Here is a 20884-nt window from a genome sequence, read left to right as displayed (position 1 = left end):
CTGGCGGCTTAGCGCCAAATGTTCCAGGGCGTCTGCATCCAGATCGCCACCACGACCAGCCAAACGCCGGTCAGCGGGATGAAGATTTTCCAACCCAAGCGCATGATCTGGTCATAGCGGTAGCGCGGGAACGACGCACGGAACCACACGAACAACGAGACCACGAAAAACGTCTTGAGACCCAGCCAGAGCCAACCCGGAATCCAGGTCAGCGGCGCGATGTCGATCGGCGAAGCCCAGCCGCCCAGGAACATGATCGAGGCCATGCAGGACAGCAGGATCATGTTGGCGTATTCGCCCAGGAAGAACAGCGCGAACGCCATGCCCGAGTATTCGACCATGTGGCCGGCCACGATTTCGGATTCGCCTTCGACCACGTCGAACGGGTGGCGGTTGGTTTCCGCCACGGCCGAGATCACGTAGATCACGAACAGCGGCAACAGCGGCAGCCAGTTCCACGACATGAACGTCAGGCCCTTGTCGGCAAACCAGCCGCGGTTCTGCACATGCACGATCTCGGACATGTTCAGGCTGCCCGACACCAGCAGCACCGTCACCAGCACGAAGCCGATGGCCAGTTCATACGACAACATCTGCGCCGAAGCGCGCAGCGCGCCCAGGAAGGCGTACTTGGAGTTGGACGCCCAACCCGCCACGATCACGCCGTACACGCCGATGGACGTGATGGCCATGATGTACAGCAGACCGGCGTTGACGTTGGCCAGGACCACGTCGGGGCCGAACGGCACCACCGCCCAGGCGGCCAGGGCGGGCATCAGCGTGACCACGGGGGCCACGATGAACAGCACCTTGTTGGCCTGCGACGGAACCACCACTTCCTTGGTCAGCAGCTTGAACACGTCGGCGAACGGCTGCAGCAGCCCCTTGAAGCCGACGCGGTTCGGACCCATGCGCACGTGCATGGCGCCGATCATCTTGCGTTCCCAGTAGGTCAGGTAAGCCACGCACAGAATGATGGGCACGGCGATGACCACAATCTTGATGAGGGTCCAGAGGACCAGCCAGACCGTCGGGCCCAGCAATGCCGTACCCTGGCTCTCAAGAACATTAAGCCATTCCATCAGGCACGCTCCACGCTGATTTGACCGAATGCGCCACCCAGGGCTGCGGTGTTTTCAAAGGCTGCGGAGATGCGCACGGCACGGTCGGCCACGGCATCGTCCTGCACGGTTTCGAGTTCGACGGCGCCCTGCGCGCCCGAAACGCGCACCTTGACCCCGGCCGTCAGGCCCAGGCTGGTGAGCGTGCGGCCGTTCATGGCGGCAGCCGGCTTCTTCGAGGCCGGGGCCGCTTGCAGCGGCTCCGAACGGCGGACCATGGCGTCGGTGCGGTAGATCGGCACGTCGGCGACGCGTTCCAGGCCGGTGGCGGCCTGGCCCAGGCCCAGCGGGGCCTTGATCTCGTTGGACAGGCGGCCTTCGATGCCGCCCGCCAGCGCGGCGTCGCGCACGGACTCGGAAGTTTCGTCGTCGAAGCCGGCCAGGTGCAGGACGTTGCCCAGCACGCGCAGGACCTTCCAGCCCGGACGGGTCTGGCCGAACGGCGTGACCGTACCCTTGAAGCTCTGGGCCAGGCCTTGCGCGTTGACGTAGGTGCCCGAGGTTTCAGTGAACGGCGACACCGGCAGCATGACGTCGGCCCATTCAGCGGCTGCCGAACGGTAAGGCGTCAAGGCCACCGCGAACTGCGCGCCGCGCAGCGCGGCGATGGCTTGCTGGCCGTTGTCGGCGTCCAGCAGCGGTTCGGCGTGCAGGACCACGTAGGCCTTCAGTGGCTCGGCCAGCATGGCGGCGGCATTCTTGCCGCCCTTGCCCGGAATGGCGCCAGCCAGGTAACCGCCGACGGTATTGCCGCCGGAGGTCAGGAAGCCGAACTTGCCGCCGGCCAGTTGTGCCACGGCGCGGCCGTTGGCGGCCAGAGTCGAAGCCTGGGCGCTGGCCACGGCCAGGTTGCCCATCAGCACGGCGGTGTTGGCGCCGGAAGCCAGGCTGGCGGCGATGAGCTTGGCGTTTTCGCCAGGCGTAACCGAGGCGAACTCGGCCGGCACGGCCTGTTCCTTGGCCTGGGCCAAGGCGACAGCCACTTCGGCCAGCGCGCGCGCCAGCTCGGACGGCGCCACGGTAATGCGGGCAGCGATGGGCATCAGGGGATCGTCAGCGGCGCTGTCGACCATCAGGATCTGGGTGCCGCGCTTGGCGGCCTGACGCAGACGCTGCGCCATCAGCGGATGATCCTTGCGCAGGAACGAACCGACCACCAGGACGCGGTCCAGGTTGTCGAGTTCGGCGATCGGCATGCCCAGCCACGGCGCGCCGGTCAGGGCGGCGTCAAAGGCCGCATCCGTCTGGCGCAGGCGGAAGTCGATGTTCTCGGAACCCAGCGAACGGACCAGGCGGCCCAGCAGCGCGTATTCCTCGGTGGTGGCGTATTCGGACGCCAGGGCGCCGATCTGGCCGGCGCCGAAGCTGTCGCGCACGCGGGACAGACCCTGGGCCACGGCGGCAAGCGCGTCGCTCCAGGAAGCTTCCTGCCACTTGCCGTCGGTGCCCTTGATCATCGGGGCCGACAGGCGGTCTTCGCTGTTCAGACCTTCGTACGAGAAACGGTCGCGGTCGCTGATCCAGCATTCGTTGACGGCTTCGTCTTCGAAGGGAACCACGCGCATGACGCGGTCGCCCTTGACCTGGACCACCAGGTTGGCGCCCAGGCTGTCGTGCGGGCTGACCGAACGGCGGCGAGCCAGTTCCCAGGTGCGCGCGCTGTAACGGAAGGGCTTGGAGGTCAGCGCGCCCACCGGACAGATGTCGATCATGTTGCCCGACAGTTCGGACTCGATCGAGCGGCCGACGAAGGTCGTGATCTCGGAGTGTTCGCCACGGCCCAGCATGCCCAGTTCCATGACGCCGGCGATTTCCTGGCCGAAGCGCACACAGCGGGTGCAGTGGATGCAGCGGCTCATTTCCTCGGCGGAAACCAGCGGACCCAGGTCCTTGTGGAAGACCACGCGCTTTTCTTCCTGGTAACGCGAGGAAGAGCCGCCGTAGCCCACGGCCAGGTCCTGCAGCTGGCATTCGCCGCCCTGATCGCAGATCGGGCAGTCGAGCGGGTGATTGATGAGCAAGAATTCCATCACCGACTTCTGAGCGGCGCGAGCCTTCTCGGAGCAGGTGTGGACGACCATGCCGTTGGTCACGGGCGTGGCGCAGGCGGGCAGCGCCTTGGGCGCTTTTTCCACTTCAACCAGGCACATGCGGCAGTTGGCCGCGATGGACAGTTTCTTGTGGTAGCAGAAATGCGGCACGTAAAGCCCGACTTTCTGGGCGGCATGCATGACCATGCTGCCTTCGGGCACTTCGACCTTGTTGCCGTCGACGGTTAGTTCAACCATTGCTGTTCCTGAGACCTACAGATATTGCGGGACCACACAAGACTTATGCTCGATGTGGTGCGCGAATTCGTCGCGAAAATGCTTGAGAAAGCCACGGACGGGCATGGCGGCGGCGTCACCCAGGGCGCAGATGGTGCGGCCCATGATGTTGCCCGCCACGTTGTCCAGCAAGTCCAGATCTTCCGGACGGCCGTGACCGTTTTCGATGCGATGCACCATGCGGTAGAGCCAGCCGGTGCCTTCGCGGCACGGCGTGCACTGGCCGCAGCTTTCCTCGAAATAGAAGTACGACAGGCGCAACAGCGACTTCACCATGCAGCGCGTTTCGTCCATGACGATCACGGCGCCCGAGCCCAGCATCGAGCCGGCCTTGGCGATGGAGTCATAGTCCATCGTGCATTCCATGATGACGTCGGCCGGCAGCACCGGGGCGCTAGATCCGCCAGGGATCACGGCCTTCAGTTTCTTGCCGCCGCGCATGCCGCCCGCCAGCTCCAGCAGGGTCGAGAACGGGGTGCCCAGCGGGATCTCGTAATTGCCGGGACGCTCGACGTCGCCGGTGATCGAGAATAGCTTGGTGCCGCCGTTGTTCGGCTTGCCGACTTCGAGGTAGGCCTGGCCGCTGTTGCGGATGATCCAGGGCACCGCCGCGAAGGTTTCGGTGTTGTTGATGGTGGTGGGCTTGCCGTACAGGCCGAAGCTGGCCGGGAACGGCGGCTTGAAGCGCGGTTGGCCCTTCTTGCCTTCCAGCGATTCCAGCAGCGCGGTTTCCTCGCCGCAGATGTAGGCGCCATAGCCATGGAACGCGTGCAGCTGGAAGCTGTAATCCGAACCCAGGATCTTGTCGCCCAGGAAGCCGGCGGCGCGCGCCTCTTCCAGCGCTTCCTCGAAGCGCTCGTAGACTTCGAAGATTTCGCCGTGGATATAGTTGTAGCCAACGCTGATGCCCATGGCGTAGGCCGCGATCGCCATGCCTTCAATCACGATGTGCGGATTGAAGCGCAGGATGTCGCGGTCCTTGAACGTGCCGGGCTCGCCTTCGTCGGAGTTGCAGACCAGGTACTTCTGGCCGGGGAAGGCGCGCGGCATGAAGCTCCACTTCAGGCCGGTCGGGAAGCCCGCGCCGCCGCGGCCGCGCAGACCCGAGGCCTTGACCTCGGCGATCACGTCTTCCGGCTTCATGCCGGTGGTCAGGATCTTCTTCAGGGCTTCATAGCCGCCGCGCTTGACGTAGTCGGCCAGGCGCCAGTTGGCGCCGTCGACGTCCGCCATGATCTGCGGCTGGATGTGCCGGCCGTGCAGGCACATCGAATTGGAAACGTCGTTCAGCGGATTGGGGTCCAGCCCCTGCGCGAACTGCTTGTACAGGTCGGGCGCGTTCATGCCGACTCTCCTTGCACCTTGAGGGCCGCGACCAGCGCGTCCAGCTTCTCTTCGGTCATGCGCACGCACATATGCTTGTTGTTCACGATCAGCACGGGCGAGTCGCCGCAGGCGCCCATGCACTCGCCTTCCACCAGCGTGAACTGGCCGTCGGGAGTGGTGCCGCGGTAATCGACGCCCAGCTTGCGCTTGAGGTAGTCGCCGGCGCGTTCGCCGTCGCGCAAGGCACAGGGCAAGTTGGTGCAGACAGCGATCTTGTTCTTGCCGACGGGCTTGACGTCGAACATGTTGTAGAAGGTGGCGACTTCCTGGACCGCGATGGGCGGAACGCCAATGTAGTTGGCCACATCTTCAATGATTTCGGTAGCCAACCAGCCCTTCTCTTCTTGCGCGATGGCAAGCGAGGCCATGATGGCGGACTGCCGCTGGTCGGCCGGGAACTTCGCGAGTTCTCGGTCGATTTTCTGGTAGGCCTGTTCGGAAAGCAGCATAGTTTGAATCCGGGTTATGCGGGCGTGCTCGTGACTGTCTGGGCGGATCAGCGATCGATTTCGCCGAAAACGATGTCCTGCGTGCCAATGATGGTGACGGCGTCGGCGATCATGTGACCGCGCGACATTTCATCCAGCGCTTGCAGGTGGACAAAGCCGGGGGCCCGAATCTTCAGGCGGTAAGGCTTGTTGGCGCCGTCCGACACCGCGTAGATGCCGAATTCGCCCTTGGGGTGTTCCACCGAGGCGTACGCTTCACCGGGAGGCACGTGGAAACCTTCAGTGAAGAGCTTGAAGTGATGGATCAGCTCTTCCATGTTGGTCTTCATGGCGGTGCGCTTGGGCGGGGCGATCTTGTGGTTCTCGATCATGACCGGGCCCGGGTTGTTGCGCAGCCACTCCACGCACTGGCGGATGATGCGGTTGCTTTCACGCATTTCGGCGATACGGACCAGATAGCGGTCATAGCAGTCGCCGTTGACACCCACGGGGATGTCGAAATCGAGCAGATCGTAGACTTCGTAGGGCTGCATCTTGCGCAGGTCCCAGGCCACGCCCGAACCGCGCAGCATCGGGCCGGTGAAGCCCAGCGCCTTGGCGCGTTCCGGGTCGACCACGCCGATGCCGACCAGACGCTGCTTCCAGATGCGGTTGTCGGTCAGCAGCGTTTCGTACTCGTCGACGCAACCCGGGAAGCGGTTGGTGAAGTCTTCGATGAAATCCAGCAGCGAACCCGAACGCGCGTCGTTCATGACGCGCATTTCCTTGTCGCCGCGGTACTTGCTGGTGTCGCCGTATTGCGGCATCGAATCCGGCAGGTCGCGGTAGACGCCGCCCGGACGGTAGTAGGCCGCGTGCATGCGCGCGCCCGAGACTGCTTCGTAGCAGTCCATCAGGTCTTCGCGTTCACGGAAGGCATACAGGAACACCGCCATGGCGCCCACGTCCAGCGCGTGCGAACCCAGCGACATCAGGTGGTTCAGCAGACGGGTGATCTCGTCGAACATCACGCGGATGTACTGCGCGCGCAGCGGGGCTTCCACGCCCAGCAGCTTTTCGATGGCCATGACGTAGGCGTGCTCGTTGCACATCATGGACACGTAGTCCAGGCGGTCCATGTAGGGCAGCGCCTGGATGTAGGTCTTGTGTTCGGCCAGTTTTTCGGTGGCGCGGTGCAGCAGGCCGATGTGCGGGTCGGCGCGCTGGATCACTTCGCCGTCGAGCTCGAGCACCAGGCGCAGCACACCGTGCGCGGCCGGGTGCTGGGGGCCGAAGTTGAGCGTGTAGTTCTTGATTTCTGCCATGATTTAACGCCCCAAGCCGTAGGAGTCTTCGCGGACCACGCGCGGCGTGATCTCGCGCGGATCGATCGTGACCGGCTGGTAAATGACGCGCCGTTGTTCCGGGTCGTAACGCATTTCGACGGTGCCGGACAGCGGGAAGTCCTTGCGGAAGGGATGGCCGATGAAGCCGTAATCAGTGAGGATGCGGCGCAGGTCCGGATGGCCTTCGAAGACGATGCCATACAGGTCGAAGGCTTCGCGCTCGAACCAGCCCACGGTCGGCCAGCATTCCATCAACGACGCGACCATCGGGAACTCGTCATCCTCGGCCCAGGTGCGCACGCGCAGGCGCCAGTTGTGCTCGATCGAGACCAGGTGCACCACCACGGCGAAGCGCGCGCGGTGGATCTTGGCGGCGGTTTCCTCGGGCATCTGGCGCGTGCCGTTGCCCCAGGTCAGGTAGTCGACGCCGCACAGGTCGATACAGGTTTCGAAGCGCAGGCCGGCTTCGGTGCGCAGCTTGTTGCAGACGGAGAACCACTGCTGCGCGGGCACTTCGAGCGTCAGCTCGCCCAACGCCTCGGTCAGGGCGATATCCGCGCCGAGGGTGGTCTGCAAATTGTTTTTCAGGGTTTCGAGCCTGGTCATCATCTTGTACGCTTAGGTGAACCGATACGCTGGTTTCGAGGGGCCGGCTGCAGCGGACTGCTGCCTGGCGCGGCGAAGCTCAGCGCGCAATCGTGTTGGTCAGACGGATCTTGTTCTGCATTTGCAGCAAGCCGTAGACCAGCGCCTCGGCCGTGGGCGGGCAGCCTGGCACGTAGACGTCTACCGGTACGATGCGATCGCAGCCGCGGACCACCGAATACGAGTAGTGGTAGTAACCGCCGCCGTTGGCACAGGAGCCCATGGAAACCACCCAACGCGGCTCGGGCATCTGGTCATAGACCTTGCGCAGCGCCGGCGCCATCTTGTTGCACAGCGTGCCGGCCACGATCATCAGATCGGACTGGCGCGGGCTGGGCCGGAAGATGATGCCGAATTGGTCCAGGTCGTAGCGGGCCGCGCCCGCGTGCATCATTTCAACCGCGCAACAGGCCAGACCGAAGGTCATGGGCCACATGGAGCCGGTCTTCGCCCAATTAAGGAACTTGTCCGCGCTGGTTGTGATGAACCCTTGCTTGAGAATGCCGTCTATAGCCATATTCGTCTCTGATAGCGTGCTGTGGAAAAACCCGGCGGGTTATTCCCAGTCCAGCGCGCCCTTTTTCCATTCGTAGATGAAGCCGACCGTCAGCACGGCCAGGAATACCATGACCGTCCAGAAACCGACGAGGCCGACCGTGCCCTGGGCAATGGCCCACGGGAACAGGAACGCGATTTCCAGGTCGAAAAGAATGAACAGGATCGCCACGAGGTAGTAGCGCACGTCAAACTTCATGCGGGCGTCTTCGAAGGCCTCAAAACCGCATTCGTACGGCGAGAGCTTCTCGGCGTAGGGACGCCGCGGACCAAGGAGGGAGCCGGCCGTTAGAAGCGCGAACCCGATAAGGGTGGCCACTACGATAAACAGCAGGACGGGAAAATACTGTTGCAGGTTCATTCAGGCGTCCGTCAAATGCGCAAACCTTAGGATTGTAGCATTCGCGCGGTTACTTCTGGCTGAACTCTGTAGCTCGAACAGCAGGTGAAAGACAGCATTCCTCAAATGGAACAATGGCTGTTTTCAGCACCGGTGCGCAAGCATACAGCAGCCTGCCGATGCACGCACAAACACACGCAAAAACACAGGCGCATAAACGAAAAAAACCACCCCGAAGGGTGGTTTCATACGAACGGGCCGAAGCCCGTTCGCGCACTTTAAATCCAGGCAGGACTTGCGCCCTGCTTTGGATTAGAAGCGGTGACGGATACCGACGCCGACGGCGGTCGACTTGACGTCTTCCATGAAGGCGTAGTTCTTGGCGTACGAACCGTAAGCGTACAGGTTGGTGCGCTTGGACAGGTCGTAGGTGTAGCCCAGCGAGAAGACGTTCATCGTCTCAGCACCGTTGATACGGTCGTTGCTGGGGTCAACCATTTGCCACGAACCGAACAGCTTGCTTGCGCCGCCGATCGGGGCGGACAGGCCGACCATGTACGAGTTGGCCTTGAAGCCGTCAGCAAAGATGTTGGTGCCGATGCTCAGGGAGCCCGAACCGGTGTTCACGCCTTGGCCAGCGAACCAGCCGTCGGTCGTGCGAGCGTAGGCCAAGGCCAGCTTCACGACTTCGAAGTCGTACGAACCGCCGATGGCGTACATACGCGGGGTCGCGTCTTGGTCAGCAAACACCGACTTGTTCGAAGCGTTCAGCTGGTCGTACGTCAGGGCCACGTTCAGGGGGCCGTTCACGTAACGCAGACCGGTCGTGATGGCGCGGGTGTTGTCAGCCGTGCGCCAGCCGGTTTGATCCGCGTTGTTGTCGTCGGCGTTGAACGAGTAGCCGATGCCGAACTGGAAGCCGCTGAACGACGGGGTCTGATACATGACCATGTTGTCGTAGCGTTGCGTGTTGGCAGCGCTCATCGAAACGCCGATGTTGGCTTGACCGAAGCCAGCGCCGAACGGATCGATCGAGCCGAAGTACTTCGACGCGATGTTGGTTTGACGACCGAAGTCCAGTTGGCCCCAGCTGTCGCTGGCCAGACCGATGGTGGCTTGACGACCGAACAGGCGGCCACCTTGGGCCGACTTGCCGTTACCCGAATCAAAGCCCGATTCCAGTTGGAAAACAGCGCGCAGGCCGTCACCCAGGTCTTCCGAACCACGCAGACCCCAGCGCGAACCGTTCTGGACGCCGTTGATCATGCCGAAACGGCTGCCGTTCATGGCATCGGGACCACCGCTGATCTTGTTGTAGCCGATACCCGTGTCGATGATACCGTACAGGGTGACAGACGTTTCTGCCTGGGCGACACCGGCAAAACCGGCGAGCAGGGCGGCAGCGAGCAGAGTCTTTTTCATTTAAGAAATCTCCGTTGATTTGAGTGACAAGAGCAGCAATCCAGCAAACCAGCCTGCCGCCCCCCTAACTCCGCGAAGGGAAGTTGACGCTATTGCATCAAAAATCAGGGGGGCTGGCTATGGTCGGCGCCAGAAAAGTGCAGGTTTACGACAGCCTTGTTGGGATATTGCAACAACTCAGCGCAGCCTGGCCGGTCGCACTAGGGCTTACCCTCGGTTTTAAAGCCGAGCACCTATTCATGCGACTTTCAGCCCTGCCCCTAATTATTGGGGCACCCCGGATACCATCTCCGTCACCCAATACATGCCTCTTTCCGGCGCCGTTTGGGCCGGGCACCGGCCTTGGACACGGCGCCGGAACTCCGCATTCCCCATAACGATCCATGCAGCAGAAACGCGCTCCATCGTCCACTATCAATAACATTGTTATTTAGAAAAATCGTCGATATGATCAGATCGTCGATTCCTTCGCCGACCCTATGCCTACGCCCTCCTCCCGCGCCGACCGTTCCGAGCGACTGAATGCGCTGCGCCGCCAATTGGTTCTCGACGCCGCGCAGCGTGTGTTCGAACGCGACGGCCTGGAGAAGACCACGATCCGTGCGATCGCCAAGGAGGCTGGCTGCACCACCGGGGCTATCTATCCCTGGTTCGCCGGCAAGGAAACCATTTATGGCGCGCTGCTGGAGGAATCGCTGGAACGCCTGCACGCGCACTTGGCCGAGGCGGCCTCCTCCGGCCCCGGCCCCGCCGCCGCGCGCGATGCCATCCACGCCTTCTTCGGCTACTACGCCGAACGGCGGACCGATTTTTCCCTGGGCATGTACCTGTTCCAGGGATTGGGGCCGCGCGGGCTGGGCCGGGAAATGGACGAACGGCTGAACACCCGCCTACGCCAATGCATAGATCTGCTGGGCGTCGCGCTGGCCCGGACCAAATCCTGGGAGCCTGCCGTGGTCGCGGTCGAACAGATGAATCTCTTCACTTATCTGATGGGACTGTTGCTGCTGCTGCACACCCGCCGCCTGAAATCCCTGGGCCAGCGCGCGCAAGCGCTGCTGGACAACTACTGCCTCGCCCTGGAGCAACGATGACCGCAACCGACCTGGACACCCCGGCCGACGCCCCGCTGATCAGCCTGGCCGACTTCCACATCCTGCTGGCCGACCAGCACCCCTTTTCGCTGCTGCTGGGCATAGACGTGCTGCGCATCGGCCGCGGCACGGCGCGCGCGGTGCTGCCGGCGCGCGACGCCCACCAGCGGCTGGGCGGCATCGTTGCCGGGCCGATGCTGATGGGCCTGGCCGACCTGACCATGTACGCCGCGGTGGTGGGCGCCACCGGTCAGGCGCACGCGGTGACGGCCAGCCTGACGATCAATTTCCTGCGCAAGAGCCCGGCGGGCGCCATCTATGCGGACGCCCGGCTGCTGAAAGTCGGCCGGCTGTCGGCCGGCGAAGTCATCCTGACCGGCGAAGGCTCGGACGAGCCTCTCGCCCATATCGTGAGCACGTGGTCCGTGCCCAAGCCATGAGCATGCGCGTCAGCATCGTCGGCATGGGCAAGACCGGCACGCTGGCCGCGCAGCGCCTCCTGGCGGCCGACCCGGACATCGCGCTGACCCTCTACGACATCGAGCCCGGGCGTTGCGAGGACTTCCGCGGCAGCGCCACGCTGGCGACCTCGGCGCGCGAGGCCCTGGAGGAATCCGACACCATCGTGCTGGCCCTGCCGCGCGAGCGCGAGATCGACCGCACGCTGGAGCGCTTCAGCGACGGCAACGTAACGGCGCCAGTAGCGGGCAAGCTGATCGTGGACCTGGAACCGCCGTGCGCCGAGCGTGCGCACAGCCTGGATCAGGCCATCGTCGCGGCGGGCGGCCGCTACACCTGCGCGCCCCTGCGCGCGACGGCGGACGCCCCAGGCGCGGAGGCGCGCCTACTGAATGCCCTGGCCCTGGGCGGATGACGGCCGCAGGCGCTGCGCCGCCGCCACGCACAGCGCCAGCCAGGCCAGGCTGACCGCGAAGCCCGCCAGCACGTCGCTGGCGAAATGGACCTGCAGCAGGATGCGGCTGAGTCCGATCGCCATGATCAACGCCGCCAGCAGCGCGATGCCGGGCAGGCGCCAGGCAGGCGGCGCCAGACGCCACAACAGATAGCAGGCCATGCCGTAGACGGCCATCGCGGCCGAGGAATGGCCGCTGGGAAAGCTCCACCCCGCCACGCTGGCGTAGCCATGATCGTGCTCCGGCCGCACCCGTTGGAAGGCATGCTTGAGCAGCCAGTTGAGCGCGCCACCCACACCGGTGGCAACGGCGCAGACCAGCGCCAGCCGCCAATCCCCGCGCCACAGCAGGAACAGCGTCATCAGCACGCTGATCCCGGTCAGGAATTTCCGGTCGCCCAGATAGGTGAACCAGGACAGCAGCCACAGCAGCGGCGTGGACATGGACATGCTCAGGGAACTGGCCAGGGCCCTGTCAAAGGCCACCACCGCCCCCTCGCTTTCTATCGCGAAAGCCAGGACCAGGAAGACCGCCAGCGCGGCGCAGGCGCCCGTCGTAAAGAAAACGGCGCGACGGCGGCCACGCAAGCTCAGACCGCAGCGCGCAAACAGGAGCGCCGCGCCGCCGGCCAGCAATGGCAATACGATGAATAGCTGCAAGGCATGGGCCGCGGCCCACGCCGCATACGCATCCGTCATGAATAGGCGCCCGTCACGATGAAATTTCCGCTTCCCTTCAATACAACGCGACCAGGGTCTTGTCTACCGGTGCGAACGCATGCGCCCCGGCGGCGTAGTCCCAACGTTCGATCTGGCAATCGCCCCGCCCGTCGCTAGTGATGACATTGACCGAATTGGGCACATTGCCGCGCACACGGCGCGAACAGGTGGTTCCGGCCTGCACGACCCAGCCGCCGGAAGCTGACGCGGGATCCAGCGGCAGCACATAAGGCAGGTGGATATGCCCGCCCAGGACCAGGTCGACGCCCGCCTGCGCCCAGGCTTCAAGCGCGCGCTCGCGCCCGATCAGGAGGTTGGAGAGATCCGACTCCACCTTGGCGCGCACGGGGTGGTGCGCGACCACGATGCGCAGCTGCCCCGGCTTGGCCTGGCGCAGCCGCTCGGCGACCCGGGCGATCTGCGAGCCGGATATCTCGCCGTCCTTGCGGCGGCGCGGGCGCGTCGTGTTGACGCCGATGGCAAGCAGGCCGGCGTTCTCGAACACGGGTTCCAGCACGGGGCCCAAGGCCCGCTTGTAGTTGCCGTAGGGATTCAGCGCGCGCGCAAACACGTTGAACAGCGGAATGTCGTGATTGCCCGGCACGGTCAGCACCGGCAGCGACAGGCGTTCGATGAACTTGCGGGCGGCAGCGAACTGGCCGCGCCGCGCGCGTTGCGTGATGTCGCCGCTGAGCACCACCAGGTCGGGCGCGAGGGTGCACGCCAGGTCCAGCGCGGCTTCGACCACGGGTTTGCGTTCCGTGCCGAAATGGGTGTCGGAAAAATGCAGGATACGGGTCATGAACGGTCCAGGTATTGCGAGTCCGCCGGCACCACCAGCGGCAGCCGTTCGTCGGCCACTTTGAATTCCAGCGGCGTATCCATCCAGGAAATTTCGCCGTCCATCGCCACCTTGACGCGCCGGCGTCCGCGCACGACCACCGTCAGGCGGTCGAAGGCGAAGCTGACCACATGCTCGGCTTCCCCCAGCCGGCTGAACAGGCCGCGCAGCAGCAGGCCGTAGAGCGCCAGGGTGCCGACGGGCCGCGCCGCCATGGCGATCAGGCGGTTCTGGTCCAGTTCCGCGGACTCGATGCCGATGTGCTCCAGCTGGAGCTTGTTGTTGCCCACCACCAGCGTGGGCGAGCGCAGGTTACGGGCCTGTCCGCCATGATCCAGCAGCAGGCTCAGCTGGCGCGGCGCGCGCAGCAGCGTGACCAGGCCCGACCACAGCGCCACCCAGCGGCTGCGGCCGTACTTCTGTTTGTAGGCTTCGCGGTCCTCGAGCAGTTGCGGATACAGGCCCAGGCTGGCGTTGACCAGGAACAGCCGGCCGTTGAGCATGCCGACCTGCACCGGCCTGGGCTGGCCTTGCAGGAAACCGCGCAAGGCCACTTCCGTGTCCTGCGAGATGCCGTAGCTGCGTCCAAAGTAGTTGAATGTGCCCTGGGGCAGGATGCCGAACGGCACCCCTTTGCCCAGCACGACGCCTGCGACCGCGTTGAGCGTGCCGTCGCCGCCCGCCGCGATGACCACGCCTTGCTGCTCCTGTGCACGCCTGACCGCGGCCTCGGCCGTATTGGTCAGGTGCGACGGATCCTGCACGGGCATCAGTTCGTAGCGGCGCCCGGTCTCGTCGAGTATGCGGCGGATCGTGTCCTGCAGGATCTGCGCGTCGCCGCGTCCCGATCCGGTGTTGAGGACGATGAAAAGGGGTTCTTGTCCCGTCAGGGAATGAGCGGCGGCTGCCGGGTTCTGCTGGGGAGGCGTCATGCGACAAACATACCCCATGCCGGCAAAACGCCGCAACAAGGCTGGCGGCGGGCGGCGCCAGGCGCGCGCGCCGCTGCCGTTCAACGGCCGATGGCGTAGGCCTGCATCAGCCGCGGCGTGGCCGCTGCATGCAGCAGGCCGTCGGCATCGCGCGAAGCCGCGGTCAACCTGCCCACCGACCACTCGGGCACTTCCTCAATCTGGTGCCCGCGCTGGCGCAGCGCCGCGATGACCTCGGCGCCGAAGCTCGCCTCCACCGCCAGATGTCCCGGCTTGCGGTCCCGCGGATAGAAGGACGTAGGGAAGTGCATGGTGTGGGACATGGGCAGGTCGATCGCTTCCTGCAGGTTCAGGCCGTGATGCACGTGGCGCAGGAAGAACAGCAATTGCCATTGCTCCTGCTGGTCTCCGCCGGGGGTGCCGAAGGCCAGATAGGGCTTGCCGTCGCGCAGCGCCAGCGAAGGCGTCAGCGTGGTGCGCGGACGCTTGCCGGGCGCCAGCGTGCCGGGCAGTCCTTCCTCCAGCCAGAACATCTGCGCGCGCGTGTTGAGCCCGAAGCCCAGTTCCGGGATCACTGGCGAGGACTGGAACCAGCCGCCCGAAGGCGTGGCCGAGATCATGTTGCCCCAACGGTCGATAACGTCCACGTGGGTGGTATCGCCGCGCTTGGCGGAGGCGCGCATGTCGGCCAGCGTGGGCTCGTTGGTGGCGCTGCCGGGCGCGGAGACCTTGGACAGGCGTTCCAGCGTGTCCATGACGCGCTTCACCTGCGCCTCGAAACCGGGCACCTGGCCGGGCAGCAGCTCCTGCGAGGCCGACTCGCCGATCAGCGCGCGGCGCTCGGCGTTGTAGCCGTCGGACAGCAGGTGTTCCAGTGGCACGTCGACGAAAGCCGGATCGCCGTAATAGGCCTCGCGGTCGGCAAAGGCCAGCTTCATGGCCTCGGTCACGCGGTGCACGAATTCGGCGCTGGTCGGGCTGACGCCGGCCAGGTCCATGTCCTTGAGCAGGGCAAGGGTCTGCAGGAAGACAGGACCCTGGCTCCAGGAACCGGCCTTGGCCACTGTGTAGCCGTGGTAGTCGTAGGTGACCGGCTTGTCATAACTAGCCGACCAGCCCGCCAGGTCGTCGGCGGTGATAACACCCCGGTGGGTGGAACCGCTCTCGTCCATGACATCGGTGTTGCGCGCAAACTTGTCGATTTCCTCCGCAATGAAGCCACGGTAGAAGGCGTCGCGCGCCGCCTCGATCTGGCGCTCGCGATCCGCGCCGGCGCTTTCGGCCTGCTGCACCACGCGGGTCCAGGTGCGAGCCAGCGCCGGATTGCGGAACAGCTTGCGGGCCTCGGGTACCTTGCCGCCTGGCACATAGAGTTCGGCGGTGGTCGGCCAATGCGTCTGGAAGAAATCCTTGAGGCCGGCGATGGTGTTGGAGATGCGCGGCATCAACGCGTGGCCGTGCTCCGCGTAATAGATGGCGTGCTCCAGCACGTCGCGCACGCGCATGCTGCCGTGGTCGCGCAGCAGCAGCATCCAGGCGTCGAAGGCGCCCGGGATGACGGTAGCCAGCAAGCCGTTGCCGGGGATGAGCTTGAGGCCTTCGGCGCGGTAGCGTTCGAGCGTGGCGGCCGCGGGCGTGGTGCCCTGGCCGCACAGCACCTCGACGCGGCCGGTGCGCGCGGAGTAGAACACCGCGGGCACTTCGCCGGCGGGGCCGACCAGATGGGGTTCGACCACTTGCAGCACGAAGGCCGAGGCGACGCAGGCGTCGAAAGCGTTGCCGCCGCGCTCCAACAGCGACATGCCGGCCGCGCTGGCCAGCCAATGGGTGGAGGTCACGACACCGAAGGTGCCAAGGATTTCCGGGCGAGTCGTAAACATGATGATTCCTATAGGGCTGCCGCTGAAACGCGGAACAATTCCTGTACGGCGGGCGCCTGGCGATCAAAAGAATAGGCACGCTGGAGAGGCCCGCGGACGCCGCCAGCCGGGGCGCCGCGGATCCGGCTCCGCCGGTCCGCCAGCGCCGCCCCCTGGGGGACCCGCGCCAGCGGGTAGGGGGGAGCTTACTTCTTGGCCAAAGTGACGCCCTTCAGACGGATCAGGCCGTCGGGGTAAGGCACGAAGCCTTCCAACTTCTTCTGCACGCCAAAGGTCCACGGCAGGTAGAACAGGTAGACGATGGGACGCTGGTCCTGCATGGTCGCCAGCACCTGGTCATACATGGCGCGGCGCTTGGCGGTGTCGGATTCGGCGCGAGCGTCGTTGAGCAGCTTGTCGACGCCGGCGTCGCAGAACTTGCCGTCGTTCAGGTTGCCCTTGCAGCTCAGGTACTGATGGATGTTGCCGCTGGGATCGACCCGGCCCGACCAGCCGCTCTGCCCTACTTCGAAGTCGCCGCGCGCAAGCGAGGATTGCAGGGAGGCGAACTCCACCGGACGCAGGGTGATGTCGAAGCCCGCTTCGGCGCCCATGGCCTGCACCAGCTCGAACACCTGCTGCATGGTGGTGTTGTTGCCGAAGGTGATCTCGAATTTGACGCGGTCATAGCCCGCCTCCTTCAGCAGGGCCTGCGCTTTCTTGGGATCGCGGCCCTTGTGCTCGAAGGCGGTGTTGTAGGCGAAGCTGGCCGGCGGGAACGGCTGATAGGCGGGCTGGAACATGCCTTCGCCGATCACCTGGTTGAGCACGTCGCGGTCGATCGCAAGATCCAAGGCCTGGCGCACGCGCTTGTCCTTGGCCAGCGGGTTGTTGGCGCGCGCGCCATTGGCCAGGTTCACCGAAATGGCCTGGAAGCCCAGGCCGGTCACCGGCGCCAGGGTCAGGTTCTTGTCGTCCTTCACGGCCTTGGCATCGCTGGGCGCCACGCGCTCGATGATGTCCAGGTCGCCCGCGCGCAGGTTGTTCAGGCGCACGGTGTTGTCGGGGATCGGGGTGTAGACCAGGCGGTCGAAGTGATAGTTGGCCGCATCCCAGTACTTGGGAAATTTCTCGAGCACGATGCGGTCGTTCTGCACGCGCTCCTTGAACTGGTAAGGCCCAGAGCATACCGGCTTGCCGCCGGGGTCCTTGTCGAAGCTGGCGGGCGACATCATCATCCCGGCACGATCGGACAGTTGCGACAGCAGCGAGGCGTCGGGTTCGGACAGGTTCAGCACCACGGTGCTGGCGTCCGGGGCCTCGACGCTGGCGACCGTGGCCAGTTCGCTCTTGCGGTTGCTGTCGGGCAAGGTGCGGGCGCGGTCCAGATTGGCCTTGACGGCCGCGGCGTCCACCGGCGTACCGTCATGGAACACGGCATCCGTGCGCAGTTTGAAGGTCAGCACCTTGTGGTCCGGGCTGATGGTCCAGGATTGCGCCAGCTGCGGCACGATCTTCAGGTCCGGGGTGATCTCGACCAGCTTGTCGCACAGGGAAGCGAAGACGATGCGGCCCACGAAGGTACGCGCGCGCACCGGGTCCAGCACATCGGGGTCGTCCTGCAGGCCGATACGCAGGGTGGACTGGGCTTGCGCCAATCCGCTGGCCAGCATTCCCGCCATGGCCATGGCGAGGCAAAGTTTACGCATGAAAGATCTCCGTCGGTTCAGGTCGGCCTGGTTCCCCGCGCGGACGCGCCGCCTGGCATGAGGGAACAGACCCGAGCCGTGCTGCATCGCCGGGTCCATCCCCCGCTGCGCACGTTCTTGTTGGATTCTGCGCCAGGCGCGCGGCGATTGTATAGAGCGGCGGCTGTCGTAAGCCTAAATGCCCGCCGGGCGGCCGCCTTGCGGACGCGCTTTCAGGGAATGCGGCAAGGCGCCGCGAAATCCACGGCGGCCTGGACCTCGGCGCGCAGCTTGGCGACCAGCGGCCGGGTATCGTCGCGGCGATGCTGGAAGGCGTAGGGCAAGGCCGCCAGGGGCCTATCCCCTTCCAGCACGCGCAGACTGCCTTCGGCCTGCAGCGCGCTGGCCCAATGGCTGGGCAAGAGGCCCACGCCGGTGCCTTCTATGAGCAGGCCGACCACCGCCCCCCAGTTGTTGCAGCAGAGACGTTCTCCGCCGGCCTCGCGGCCCGCCAGCCAGTCGTCGATGATGCGCGTGGTGCCGGCCCCCGCCGGCAACGTGACCAGCGGCAGGCGTTCCAGCAGCGCGGGCGTCATGCGCGTGGCGCCCTCCAGCACGGCAGGCGCGGCGGCCCAGGAGAAGTCCGCCTGGCCTATGGAACTGGAAGCGATATTGGGCCGCGAGGAACGGCCGGCGATCACGGCGAAGTCCAATTCACCGTCGGCCACGCGCTGCTCCAGCACCTGGCCGATATCCACATAGGGTTCCAGCACCAGGTCCGGATAGGCGGCGCGCACGCCCCTGATCAGCCGCGGCAACCAGGTCAGCGCGGTCAACTCGCCCACGCCGAAGCGGCAACGGCCGCTGAGGCCCGCGCTTTGCGCCAGCGACGCCCGGATCTGTTCGGCCGAGGCCAGCAGGTCGCGCGCCTGCGGCAGCAGGCGCTGGCCGGCGTCGGTCAGCACCGCCTTGTGGCCACTGCGGTCGAAGAGGGATAGGCCCAGGCCTTCCTCGAGCTCGGTGATGCGCTTGGACAGCGACGACACCGACAGGTGCAGGCGCTCGGCCGCCACGGCGAAACTTGCGCAGGTGGCGGCCCAGTAGAAGGCTTCGAGTTGCTTGAGGGTCATGCCGGGATTGTAGGCGCGCCCGGCTCAGCCGCGCGCGGCTCAGGGGCGCGCGGTCCTGAGGCGCCCGGCATGTGGTCCCGGCTGAATCAGGCGGCTTTCGGCGTCAGCAGGTGCGCGGAAAACCGGAGGGTATCGATAGCGGCGCGGAGCATGCGCTCGACGCGCGGCCAGATATCGCCCTTGAGGCGATCGGACCAGCAGATGCTGTCAAACACCCCGTCGACCAGGGCGTGCAGATAGAGGTTGGACAGGCGCACGTCCAGCGCGCGCGGCAGGTCTTCGCGCTTGACGGCGGCGCGCAGCAGTTTCTCCGAGGTGCGCAAGGCATGGCGCTCCCACAGGTCGCGGCGGCGCAGCAAGGGTGCGTTCTCGTCGCTGCGTTCGCATTTCAGGTACAGGATCTCCAGCACCCGCTGCACCGAACCTTCCTGCGCGTAGATCTGGATGTACTGCCGCATGGAGGAGTAGAGCGATTCCAGCGCCTCGCCCTCGGTCGACACCTGGGTCAGCGGCGCGGCCTCGCCCAGCGCGCGGTCGCACATGGCGATGCAGACGTCGATCTTGTTCTTGTAATGGCCGTAGACGGCGCCCCGGGACACGCCCGCATAGTCCGCAATATCGCTCATGGTGGTGGCGGCCACCCCTTTGGACAGGAACACGTGCTCCGCGGCGTCCAGGATGCGGTCGCGGGTGCGTTGGGACTCTTCTTTCGTCTTGCGGGCCATGCGGGGACCTCCTACTTAAAAAAACGATGGCAAAAAAACGGCGGCTTCCACACCGGAAGCCGCCCTCTCCACACACTGTGAATAAGTGTGTAGCGGGGAGCATACTTCCGAACAAAATAATTAATCAAGCGTGACGGATTAAATGATAGACTCGCTTCCCCACGCGGGAAAGTCGGCGCCTTTCCCCACCCCAGCCCTCTGCGGCCCCATCAGACAACTTTAAAAATGAAGCAAAGAGTCTCTCTACGCACGCTCGCCTTTTTTTCCGTAGTAATTCTTATTACCGGTTGCTCGAAGCCGGAAGCCCAAACAGCCGCCGAGGCGCCCGCCGAAGTCGGCGTCATCGTCGCGGCGGCCACGCCCACCAGCGTCGCCACCGAATTGCCGGGCCGGCTGGAGCCCTACCGCGAGGCCGAGGTGCGCGCGCGCGTGGCCGGCATCGTTACCGCGCGCCTGTACGAGGAAGGCCAGGACGTGGCGCGCGGCGCCGCGCTGTTCCAGATCGATCCCGCGCCCTTGCAGGCCGCCTACGATTCCGAAGCCGCGAACCTGGCGCGCGCGCGGGCGAACCTGTCCGCCGCCGCCGACAAGCTGCGCCGTTACGCCGACCTGGTGTCGGACCGCGCCATCAGCGAACGCGACCACGCCGAAAGCGTGGCGCAAGAACGCCAGGCCCGGGCCGAGGTCGCCCTGGCCCGCGCCAACCTGCAAAGCGCCAAGCTGAAGCTGGACTACGCGCGGGTCACCTCGCCCATCGACGGCCGGGCGCGGCGCGCCCTGGTCACCGAAGGCGCACTGGTGGGCGAAGGCCAGGCCACGCCGCTGACCGTGGTACAGCAGATCGATCCGATCTATGTGAACTTCGCCCAGCCCGCCGCCGAGGTGATGCAGTTGCAGAAGCAGATCCGCGCCGGAGCCCTGGAAGGCGTGGCGCCGGACCAGGTGCAGGTGCGGCTGCTGCTGCCCGACGGTTCCGAGTACGGGCGCGGCGGCACGCTGTCGTTCGCCGACCTGGCGGTGGATCCGGGCACGGACAACGTCACCATGCGGGCGCTGTTCGAGAATCCGGGCCGCGACCTGCTGCCGGGCATGTATGTGCGCGTGCGGCTGGAGCAGGCGATCAACCGCGACACCTACCTGGTGCCGCGCAACGCCCTGCTGCGCAACGCCGAAGGCGCGCACGTGCTGGCTGCGGGCCCGGACGGCGAGCTGAAGAAGATCGCCGTCACCGCGCAGCGGCTGCAAGGCCCGTACTGGATCGTCACGCAGGGACTTGCGGGCGGCGAGCGCATCGTCGTCGAGAACGCCGCCCAATTGGCGGCGGGCCAGAAAATCAAACCGGTGGAGCGGGCCGCGCCGAGCGCGCAGGCCCCCACCGCCGGCAACCCGGAGGCGGGCGTCCAGGCAAGGAC

General features: G+C 65.4%; 20 protein-coding genes. 4 read left to right on the top strand and 16 right to left on the bottom strand.

Annotated elements, in window-relative coordinates:
* Nucleotides 1-8 precede the first annotated feature (8 nt).
* From nuoH to AC6LKD_RS07045, 9 genes are all read right to left on the bottom strand, one after another.
* On the bottom strand, nucleotides 9-1082 hold the full coding sequence (nuoH, locus tag AC6LKD_RS07085; protein ID WP_424243566.1) for an NADH-quinone oxidoreductase subunit NuoH: 1074 nt from the start codon (nucleotides 1080-1082) through the stop codon (nucleotides 9-11).
* Nucleotides 1082-3409: an NADH-quinone oxidoreductase subunit NuoG gene (gene nuoG, locus AC6LKD_RS07080; protein WP_498115652.1), complete on the bottom strand. Its 2328-nt coding sequence runs from the start codon at nucleotides 3407-3409 to the stop codon at nucleotides 1082-1084. Before nuoG ends, nuoH begins: the two co-directional genes overlap by 1 nt.
* Nucleotides 3410-3424: 15 nt before the next feature.
* The gene (nuoF, locus tag AC6LKD_RS07075) at nucleotides 3425-4792 is read right to left on the bottom strand and encodes an NADH-quinone oxidoreductase subunit NuoF (RefSeq protein WP_013392146.1); all 1368 of its coding nucleotides are present in this window, start codon (nucleotides 4790-4792) and stop codon (nucleotides 3425-3427) included.
* Nucleotides 4789-5283 (bottom strand): NADH-quinone oxidoreductase subunit NuoE, encoded by a 495-nt coding sequence (gene nuoE / locus AC6LKD_RS07070; RefSeq protein ID WP_013392145.1) that lies wholly within the window; start codon nucleotides 5281-5283, stop codon nucleotides 4789-4791. Before nuoE ends, nuoF begins: the two co-directional genes overlap by 4 nt.
* A gap of 47 nt (nucleotides 5284-5330) precedes the next feature.
* Complete coding sequence (locus AC6LKD_RS07065; protein WP_013392144.1) at nucleotides 5331-6587, bottom strand: NADH-quinone oxidoreductase subunit D; 1257 nt, start codon at nucleotides 6585-6587, stop codon at nucleotides 5331-5333.
* 3 nt (nucleotides 6588-6590) lie between these two features.
* Complete coding sequence (locus AC6LKD_RS07060; protein ID WP_013392143.1) at nucleotides 6591-7217, bottom strand: NADH-quinone oxidoreductase subunit C; 627 nt, start codon at nucleotides 7215-7217, stop codon at nucleotides 6591-6593.
* A gap of 76 nt (nucleotides 7218-7293) precedes the next feature.
* Nucleotides 7294-7770 carry a NuoB/complex I 20 kDa subunit family protein gene (locus AC6LKD_RS07055; RefSeq protein WP_006217960.1) on the bottom strand — a complete coding sequence of 159 codons (477 nt, stop codon included), beginning with the start codon at nucleotides 7768-7770 and terminating at the stop codon, nucleotides 7294-7296.
* Between the two features lie 39 nt (nucleotides 7771-7809).
* On the bottom strand, nucleotides 7810-8169 hold the full coding sequence (locus tag AC6LKD_RS07050) for an NADH-quinone oxidoreductase subunit A (protein WP_006217959.1): 360 nt from the start codon (nucleotides 8167-8169) through the stop codon (nucleotides 7810-7812).
* 291 nt (nucleotides 8170-8460) lie between these two features.
* Nucleotides 8461-9570 (bottom strand): porin, encoded by a 1110-nt coding sequence (locus tag AC6LKD_RS07045; protein WP_498115651.1) that lies wholly within the window; start codon nucleotides 9568-9570, stop codon nucleotides 8461-8463.
* Between the two features lie 479 nt (nucleotides 9571-10049).
* On the opposite strand from AC6LKD_RS07045, the gene AC6LKD_RS07040 reads away from it, so the two are divergent.
* Genes AC6LKD_RS07040 through AC6LKD_RS07030 form a run of 3 tightly spaced genes read left to right on the top strand, consistent with a single transcriptional unit; the run spans nucleotide 10050 to nucleotide 11538 of the window.
* Nucleotides 10050-10664 (top strand): TetR/AcrR family transcriptional regulator, encoded by a 615-nt coding sequence (locus AC6LKD_RS07040; RefSeq protein ID WP_498115650.1) that lies wholly within the window; start codon nucleotides 10050-10052, stop codon nucleotides 10662-10664.
* Entirely contained in the window at nucleotides 10661-11104 is a 444-nt protein-coding gene (locus AC6LKD_RS07035; protein WP_013392139.1) for a PaaI family thioesterase, read from the top strand. The genes AC6LKD_RS07040 and AC6LKD_RS07035 overlap by 4 nt, the downstream gene beginning before the upstream one ends.
* Entirely contained in the window at nucleotides 11101-11538 is a 438-nt protein-coding gene (locus AC6LKD_RS07030) for an NAD(P)-binding domain-containing protein (RefSeq protein ID WP_013392138.1), read from the top strand. The genes AC6LKD_RS07035 and AC6LKD_RS07030 overlap by 4 nt, the downstream gene beginning before the upstream one ends.
* On the opposite strand, the gene AC6LKD_RS07025 is transcribed toward AC6LKD_RS07030, so the two are convergent.
* The 7 genes from AC6LKD_RS07025 to axyZ all read right to left on the bottom strand — a co-directional run bounded on the left by AC6LKD_RS07025 (nucleotide 11509) and on the right by axyZ (nucleotide 19472).
* Nucleotides 11509-12276 (bottom strand): phosphatase PAP2 family protein, encoded by a 768-nt coding sequence (locus AC6LKD_RS07025; protein WP_013392137.1) that lies wholly within the window; start codon nucleotides 12274-12276, stop codon nucleotides 11509-11511. The two genes, AC6LKD_RS07030 and AC6LKD_RS07025, sit on opposite strands and share 30 nt — an antisense overlap.
* A gap of 37 nt (nucleotides 12277-12313) precedes the next feature.
* Entirely contained in the window at nucleotides 12314-13099 is a 786-nt protein-coding gene (locus AC6LKD_RS07020) for a metallophosphoesterase family protein (protein ID WP_498115649.1), read from the bottom strand.
* Nucleotides 13096-14070 (bottom strand): diacylglycerol/lipid kinase family protein, encoded by a 975-nt coding sequence (locus AC6LKD_RS07015; protein ID WP_498115648.1) that lies wholly within the window; start codon nucleotides 14068-14070, stop codon nucleotides 13096-13098. Before AC6LKD_RS07015 ends, AC6LKD_RS07020 begins: the two co-directional genes overlap by 4 nt.
* An 80-nt stretch (nucleotides 14071-14150) precedes the next feature.
* Nucleotides 14151-15950, bottom strand: a complete 1800-nt coding sequence (locus AC6LKD_RS07010; protein WP_498115647.1) for a gamma-glutamyltransferase family protein — start codon at nucleotides 15948-15950, stop codon at nucleotides 14151-14153.
* A gap of 185 nt (nucleotides 15951-16135) precedes the next feature.
* Nucleotides 16136-17638, bottom strand: coding sequence for an ABC transporter substrate-binding protein (locus tag AC6LKD_RS07005; protein ID WP_013392133.1), 1503 nt, complete (start codon nucleotides 17636-17638; stop codon nucleotides 16136-16138).
* Nucleotides 17639-17850: 212 nt separating this feature from the next.
* Nucleotides 17851-18747: a LysR family transcriptional regulator gene (locus AC6LKD_RS07000; protein ID WP_013392132.1), complete on the bottom strand. Its 897-nt coding sequence runs from the start codon at nucleotides 18745-18747 to the stop codon at nucleotides 17851-17853.
* Between the two features lie 86 nt (nucleotides 18748-18833).
* Entirely contained in the window at nucleotides 18834-19472 is a 639-nt protein-coding gene (axyZ, locus tag AC6LKD_RS06995) for a multidrug efflux transcriptional repressor AxyZ (protein WP_013392131.1), read from the bottom strand.
* Nucleotides 19473-19697: 225 nt separating this feature from the next.
* Here axyZ and AC6LKD_RS06990 point away from each other — a divergent pair.
* Nucleotides 19698-20884: MexX/AxyX family multidrug efflux RND transporter periplasmic adaptor subunit (locus AC6LKD_RS06990; protein WP_498115646.1), on the top strand; the 1187-nt coding region annotated here is incomplete at its 3' end.

It is taken from the genome of Achromobacter sp. D7-1, assembly GCF_059760445.1.
This window is presented reverse-complemented; position numbering and strand designations above follow the sequence as displayed.

Bases quoted from the DNA above. Each gene is read 5' to 3' on its own strand.
- nuoH (WP_424243566.1), bottom strand. From the start codon at position 1,082: ATGGAATGGCTTAATGTTCTTGAGAGCCAGGGTACGGCATTGCTGGGC.
- nuoG (WP_498115652.1), bottom strand. From the start codon at position 3,409: ATGGTTGAACTAACCGTCGACGGCAACAAGGTCGAAGTGCCCGAAGGC.
- nuoF (WP_013392146.1), bottom strand. From the start codon at position 4,792: ATGAACGCGCCCGACCTGTACAAGCAGTTCGCGCAGGGGCTGGACCCC.
- nuoE (WP_013392145.1), bottom strand. From the start codon at position 5,283: ATGCTGCTTTCCGAACAGGCCTACCAGAAAATCGACCGAGAACTCGCG.
- AC6LKD_RS07065 (WP_013392144.1), bottom strand. From the start codon at position 6,587: ATGGCAGAAATCAAGAACTACACGCTCAACTTCGGCCCCCAGCACCCG.
- AC6LKD_RS07060 (WP_013392143.1), bottom strand. From the start codon at position 7,217: ATGATGACCAGGCTCGAAACCCTGAAAAACAATTTGCAGACCACCCTC.
- AC6LKD_RS07055 (WP_006217960.1), bottom strand. From the start codon at position 7,770: ATGGCTATAGACGGCATTCTCAAGCAAGGGTTCATCACAACCAGCGCG.
- AC6LKD_RS07050 (WP_006217959.1), bottom strand. From the start codon at position 8,169: ATGAACCTGCAACAGTATTTTCCCGTCCTGCTGTTTATCGTAGTGGCC.
- AC6LKD_RS07045 (WP_498115651.1), bottom strand. From the start codon at position 9,570: ATGAAAAAGACTCTGCTCGCTGCCGCCCTGCTCGCCGGTTTTGCCGGT.
- AC6LKD_RS07040 (WP_498115650.1), top strand. From the start codon at position 10,050: ATGCCTACGCCCTCCTCCCGCGCCGACCGTTCCGAGCGACTGAATGCG.
- AC6LKD_RS07035 (WP_013392139.1), top strand. From the start codon at position 10,661: ATGACCGCAACCGACCTGGACACCCCGGCCGACGCCCCGCTGATCAGC.
- AC6LKD_RS07030 (WP_013392138.1), top strand. From the start codon at position 11,101: ATGAGCATGCGCGTCAGCATCGTCGGCATGGGCAAGACCGGCACGCTG.
- AC6LKD_RS07025 (WP_013392137.1), bottom strand. From the start codon at position 12,276: ATGACGGATGCGTATGCGGCGTGGGCCGCGGCCCATGCCTTGCAGCTA.
- AC6LKD_RS07020 (WP_498115649.1), bottom strand. From the start codon at position 13,099: ATGACCCGTATCCTGCATTTTTCCGACACCCATTTCGGCACGGAACGC.
- AC6LKD_RS07015 (WP_498115648.1), bottom strand. From the start codon at position 14,070: ATGACGCCTCCCCAGCAGAACCCGGCAGCCGCCGCTCATTCCCTGACG.
- AC6LKD_RS07010 (WP_498115647.1), bottom strand. From the start codon at position 15,950: ATGTTTACGACTCGCCCGGAAATCCTTGGCACCTTCGGTGTCGTGACC.
- AC6LKD_RS07005 (WP_013392133.1), bottom strand. From the start codon at position 17,638: ATGCGTAAACTTTGCCTCGCCATGGCCATGGCGGGAATGCTGGCCAGC.
- AC6LKD_RS07000 (WP_013392132.1), bottom strand. From the start codon at position 18,747: ATGACCCTCAAGCAACTCGAAGCCTTCTACTGGGCCGCCACCTGCGCA.
- axyZ (WP_013392131.1), bottom strand. From the start codon at position 19,472: ATGGCCCGCAAGACGAAAGAAGAGTCCCAACGCACCCGCGACCGCATC.